General features: G+C 78.4%; 6 protein-coding genes. 2 read left to right on the top strand and 4 right to left on the bottom strand.

Features of this window, described 5'->3' with window-relative positions; genetic code table 11:
* Both C6N75_RS27390 and C6N75_RS27385 read left to right on the top strand, forming a co-directional pair.
* On the top strand, positions 1–315 hold a 315-nt coding region (locus C6N75_RS27390; RefSeq protein WP_146132692.1), incomplete at its 5' end, for a DUF4139 domain-containing protein.
* A gap of 7 nt (positions 316–322) precedes the next feature.
* Positions 323–1,882, top strand: a complete 1,560-nt coding sequence (locus C6N75_RS27385; protein WP_105871556.1) for a mucoidy inhibitor MuiA family protein — start codon at positions 323–325, stop codon at positions 1,880–1,882.
* A 42-nt stretch (positions 1,883–1,924) separates the two neighbouring features.
* Here C6N75_RS27385 and C6N75_RS27380 read toward each other — a convergent pair whose 3' ends face one another.
* From C6N75_RS27380 to C6N75_RS27365, 4 genes are all read right to left on the bottom strand, one after another.
* A complete protein-coding gene (locus C6N75_RS27380; RefSeq protein ID WP_105871555.1) occupies positions 1,925–3,019 on the bottom strand; it encodes a carboxylate-amine ligase in 1,095 nt (364 codons plus the stop codon).
* 76 nt (positions 3,020–3,095) lie between these two features.
* A complete protein-coding gene (locus C6N75_RS27375; RefSeq protein WP_105871554.1) occupies positions 3,096–3,353 on the bottom strand; it encodes a hypothetical protein in 258 nt (85 codons plus the stop codon).
* Positions 3,350–4,330 (bottom strand): glycosyltransferase family 2 protein, encoded by a 981-nt coding sequence (locus tag C6N75_RS27370; RefSeq protein ID WP_258177644.1) that lies wholly within the window; start codon positions 4,328–4,330, stop codon positions 3,350–3,352. The genes C6N75_RS27375 and C6N75_RS27370 overlap by 4 nt, the downstream gene beginning before the upstream one ends.
* A partial coding sequence (locus C6N75_RS27365; RefSeq protein ID WP_105871553.1) for a glycosyltransferase family 9 protein occupies positions 4,327–5,249 on the bottom strand: 923 nt, incomplete at its 5' end. The genes C6N75_RS27365 and C6N75_RS27370, both read right to left, overlap by 4 nt.

Genomic DNA, 5,249 nt, shown 5'->3' with positions numbered 1-5,249 from the left:
TCCACCGCGGGCCTGCGGGGCAACGTCACCGTCCTCGACCACCGCGTCCGCGTCGAGCTGGCCAACCGGTCCGCCCGGCCGGTCGCCGTGGAGGTGCGCGAGCGCGTACCGGTCACCACCGACCCGGACATCCGCGTCGAGGAACGCGGCGAGTGGACCGCGCCCGCCGAGGCCCCCGGCCCCGACCGGCCCGCCCCCGGCACCCGCGTCTGGAAACTGGAGCTGCCCGCCGGCGCCGGCACCGCCCTGGAGGGCGGCTACGAGATCCGCATCCCGGCCGGCAAGGCCCTGACCGGCGGCAACCGCAGGAGCTGAGCCACCCATGCCCCTCTCCCCGCACCCGATCGCCCTCCCCGTCACCGCCGTCACCTGCCTGGAGGACCGCGCCCACATCGAGCGCACCACCGGGCTCGACCTGGCCGCCGGCGTCCACAAGCTGCGGCTCGGACCGGTCAGCCCGCTGGCCGTCGACCGCAGCCTGCACGCCGAAGTGACCGCCGACCACCCGGTGAGCGTGCTCGACGTCCGCATCACCCGCGCCTGGACGCCGCGCGCCCCCGGGCCGTCCGACGACGACTCGGCGCTGCGCCGCCGCGTGCACACCCTGGAGGCCGAACAGCTCACGCTGCGGCAGCGGTGCGAGCGGCTGGACGCCCGCCGCGACCTGCTCGGCCGGCTCGCCGCCGACGTGCTGCGCGAGATCGGCGAGGGCGCCGGGGCCGGTGAGGCCGACCCGGCCCGCTGGGCCCGCGAACTGGACCGCGCCGATGCCGAACGCGACGCCTGCGCCGAACGGGCCCGCACCGCACGGGCCGAACTGGCCGCCGTCGACGCCGCGCTGGACCAGGTCCGGCGCGCCCTCCGGCTCGCCGAGGACGGACCCCTCGAACCGACCGCCCACATCGAGCTGACCGTGGAGTCGGCCGAGGCCGGAGCGGCCCGGCTCCGGCTCAGCCACCTCACCGCCTGCGCGCTGTGGCGCCCCGCCTACCGCGCGGTGCTCGACGGGGACCAGCTCACCCTGGAGACCGACGCCATGGTCTGGCAGCGCACCGGGGAGGACTGGTCGGACGTCCGGCTCACCCTCTCCACGGCCCGCTCGTCGGCCGCCACCGAACCCCCGCGCCTGCACGAGGACCGGCTCACCCTGACCGACCGCACCGCGGCCGAGCGCCGCACCGTGGACGTCGAACTGCGCGAGGAGGAGAGCGCGAGCCTCGGACCCGCCGCCACCCCGGGACTGCCGGGCGTGGACGACGGCGGCGAGACCCGGGTGCTGCGGCCCGCCGCGCCCGTGGCGGTGCCCGGCGACGGACGCGCCCACCGCGTCCCGGTCTCCGCGTTCACCGCGCCCGCGCACCTGGAGTTGCGCTGCGCCCCGGAGCTGTCCCCGGTGGTCACCCGGGTGGCCCGGTGCGACAACACCTCCGGACACACCCTGCTCGCCGGGCCCGTGGACCTCGTCCTCGGCGGCGGATACGCCGGCCGGGCCGCCCTGGACCTCACCGCCGCAGGCGCCCCTGTCGAGCTGTCCTTCGGCAGCCGCGACGACTACCACGTGGCCCGCGACACCGAGGAGACCCGCGCCTCCGCCGGGCTCGGCCAGCGCACGGTGATCACCCGCACCGTCACGGTGCGGCTGTCCCGCTTCTCCGCCCCCGGCGAGGACGACGAACGCCGGGTCACGGTACGGGAGCGGGTGCCGGTCTCCGAGCACGCGGCGGTGCGCACCCGGATCCGCGAGGACGCCTGCCTGCCGCCGCCGGCCTCGGTCGACGCCGAGGGCATCGCCCGCTGGGAGGTCGCCCTGCCGCCCGGCGGCCACCGCACCCTCACCCTGGTCCACGAGATCACGGCGGACGCCAAGGTCACCGGTCTGTGAGCCGGCCCGGACAAGCCCGGGCCCCCGTGCCCGGGCCCCCGGTCAGGGCGCCACGGTCTCCGCGGTCAGCAGCTCCGCCAGCGCGGGCATCCCGCCGTCGGCCAGCGTCCGGCGCTGGAGGTCGGCCGTGGTGCCCTGCTGGAGCAGCCGGTGCACCAGCGCCGACACCTCACGGGCGTCGCCCGCCTCCTCCAGCGCGGACATCAGATGCCCCAGCAGCATCGCCAGCACGTCGCCGGCCTGCCGCGGGGTGCCGCCCGGATCCACCAACTGGCCGCTCAGACCGTGCCGGGCGGCGTGCCAGTTCGCCGCCTGGAGCATCTCCGGAGTGCACTCCGGCATCCGCGCCCCGGCCTTCTCCTCCCGGATCGCGGTGGCGATCAGCGCCCGCACCAGCCCGGCGAACATCACCGCGCTGTCCGCCCGCAATTGCACGTCCGCGCAGCGCACCTCGACCGTCGGGTACTTGTCGGAGAGCCGGGCCTGCCAGTAGAGCTGGCCGGTGTCGGTGATGATGCCGGTGTCCAGCAGCCCCTTGACCCGGTGCTCGTGGTCGGCCAGCGACGTGAAGGCGGGCGGCGGGCCGCTCACCGGCCAGCGGCCGAACACCACCGTGCGCCAGCTCGCGAACCCGGTGTCCTTGCCGTCCCACAGCGGGGAGTTCGACGACATGGCCACCAGCACCGGCAGCCAGACCCGGATGCGGCTCAGCACGGCCACGCCCATCTCCCGGTCCGGCACCGCGGCGTGCACGTGCATGCCGTTGACCAACTGCTCGGCCACCAGTTGCGGGGCCTGCGAGCGCATGGCCAGATAGCGCGCCTTGGGGGTGACCGGTACCGGCGCCGGCTCGCGGAACGGCGCGGTCGCGCAGGCGGCGATCCGGCAGCCGTTGGCCTCGGCCGCCGAGCCCAGCGCGTGGCGCAGCCGCAGCAGATGACCGCCGACCTCCTCCAGGTCGGTGCAGACCGGGGTGGCGACCTCCACCTGGGCCTGAAGCAGCTCGGACTGCACCTCGGAAGCGCCGAACACGGGATCCAGACCGGCGGCGGTCCGCACCTCGTCGGCGAGCGGCACGGGGAGGCAGGTCTCCGGATCGAGCAGCAGGTACTCTTCCTCGACCCCGATGGTGATCATGCGGTCCGAGTACCCCGGGTCGGACCGCTGAACCGATGCGGAACCAGCCGGAAGCCGCGGCCCCCGGCGCGGCGGCTCAGCCGACATGGCGCCGGGCGGTGCAGGCGCGCCGCGCCTCGGTGAGCGCCCCCTGGCGCGCCTCCACCGCCGGCGGGACCACCCGCCGCTCCCGCGGCACCCACGGCAGCCCCGCCACCGCCGCGCCGAACGCCCGCACCGAGGCGAGCTCCGGCGGCACGGTGTACGGGGTGGCGACCTCGGCGACGGCGAGCTTCCGGCCGACCGCGTCCAGATCGCGGCCGGGCGCGACGACGGTCACGCGCGGATCGCTCACGGTGTGTCTCCCTCCGCCGTGTCCGCTCGCCAGGCGGCGGCCACCCTCGGCGGCGCCGCGGTCTCGCGCTGCGGTGCCGCCGCCGACTCCGGGTCCAGGCGGCGGGCCAGCCGTTCCGCCTCGGGCGGCAGGGGGCGGCGGTCCCGGAGCACCACCGGCAGCCGTACGAGCAGACCGCCCAGGGCCGCCCGGGCGGCCGGGTCGCGCCGCGCGTCGGCCAGCAGCACGCCGGTCCGGCGCACGGCCAGCCCGAGCGGACGCCTGAGCCAGGTCGTCAGCACCGCGTTGCGCCGCAGCACCGCGCGCCGCCCCGGCCGCTCCCCGCCGGCCGGCCGGTGCACGGCCTCCACCTCGGGGCAGTGGCACACCCCCCAGCCGCGGGCCACCAGGTCGTAGGCGAGCAGCGTCTCCTCACCGCCCACGAACAGCGCCGGGTGGTAGCCGCCCGCCGCCAGGAACGCCTCCCGCCGTGCCACCGCCGCGCAGGCCAGGAAGCCCAGGACCCGCGGGCCCGGCAGATCGGCCGCCCGGCCGAGCGGCGAGGCGGCCAGCTCGGCGTTGACCGGGTCCTCGGCCCCGCCCGGCTCCACCGTCACCCGGGCGGCCAGCAGCGCCAGCCGGTCATGGGCGTCCAGCAGGTCGGCCGCCCGCCGCAGGGCGCCCGGCCGCCACCAGGAGTCGTCGTCGCTGAACGCCACATAGGGCGTCCGGGCCGCCCGTACGCCCAGGGTGCGGCCGGCCGCACCGGTGTTGCCGCCGGCCGCGACGAGGGTCACCCGCGGATGGCGGCGGGCCACCGCCGCCGGGGCGCCGTCGGTCGAGGCGTTGTCCACCACCACGACCGGCGGCCGCTCGGGCAGCGCGGCCAGCCGGTCCAGGGTGGCCAGCAGGCCCTCGCGCCGGTCGTGGCTGAGCACCACCACCGTGGTGCGCGGATCGGCCCCCGCCCCGGGGTCCCCGCCGCTTCCCGCCGTCACGGCCGCGCCACCTCCGCCACCGCGTCGGCCGGCCGGCCGTCCAGCGCCGCCAGCACGTCCCGGGGCGAGATCCGCAGCAGCCGGACGTCCGGGTCCGCGCCGTGCGGGTCGCCGGGCGGGTCCCCGGCGGCCGGCCGCCACAGCGCCGTGTGCCGCGCGCCCGGCGGGGGCCCCCACAGCAGCGGGGAGACCGGGCCGAACAGGGTCACCGACGGCGTGCCGTAGGCGACCGCCAGGTGCGCGATCCCGGTGTCGCCGCTCACCACCGCCGACGCCCCGGCGCAGAGGGCCGCGAGCTCCTCGTACGGCAGCCCGCCCGCGTACACCTGGGGCCGCGGCCCGGCCGGCAGCGCGGCCGTCACCCGCGCCAGCAGGCCGTCCTCGCCCGGGCCGCCGGTCAGCACCACCCGCCGGCCGCGCCGCAGCAGCTCCCCGGCCACGGCCGCGTACCGCTCGGCGGGCCACCGCCGGGCGCCCGCGTCCGCGCCCGGGTGCAGCACCACCGCGCCCGGCGCCGGCGAGGGCCGCGCGGGTGGTGCCAGCCTGACGTCTCCCGGATCCGCGGGTACGTCGTAGTGCCCGAGCATCCGGCACCAGCGCTCCCGCTCGTGCTCGTCGCCCCGCCACACCGGCCCGGCCGCCCGCGGGTCGCCCGGCGGGGCGAACGCCCACAACCGGGCGGGCCGCAGCCGCGCCAGGAGCAGCCTGCTCGGCGGGCCGTTGCCGTGCAGGTCCACCGCGAGGTCCGGCGGCGGACCACTCCAGGCCAGTGCGGCCGGCACCGCCCGCCCCGGCGCGGACGCCGGCAGCAGCCGGTCCACCGCCCCGCACGCCGCGACCGGGCCGGCCAGCGCCTCCGGCGCGGCGAGCACGATCTCGGCCGCCGGAAACGCCCGCCGCAGCCCCCGCAGCGCCGGCA

The organism is Streptomyces solincola (assembly GCF_002982015.1).
GTDB lineage: Bacteria > Actinomycetota > Actinomycetes > Streptomycetales > Streptomycetaceae > Streptomyces > Streptomyces solincola.
The sequence above is the reverse complement of the archived record's forward strand: the minus strand, read 5'-3'. Positions and strand labels throughout refer to the sequence as shown.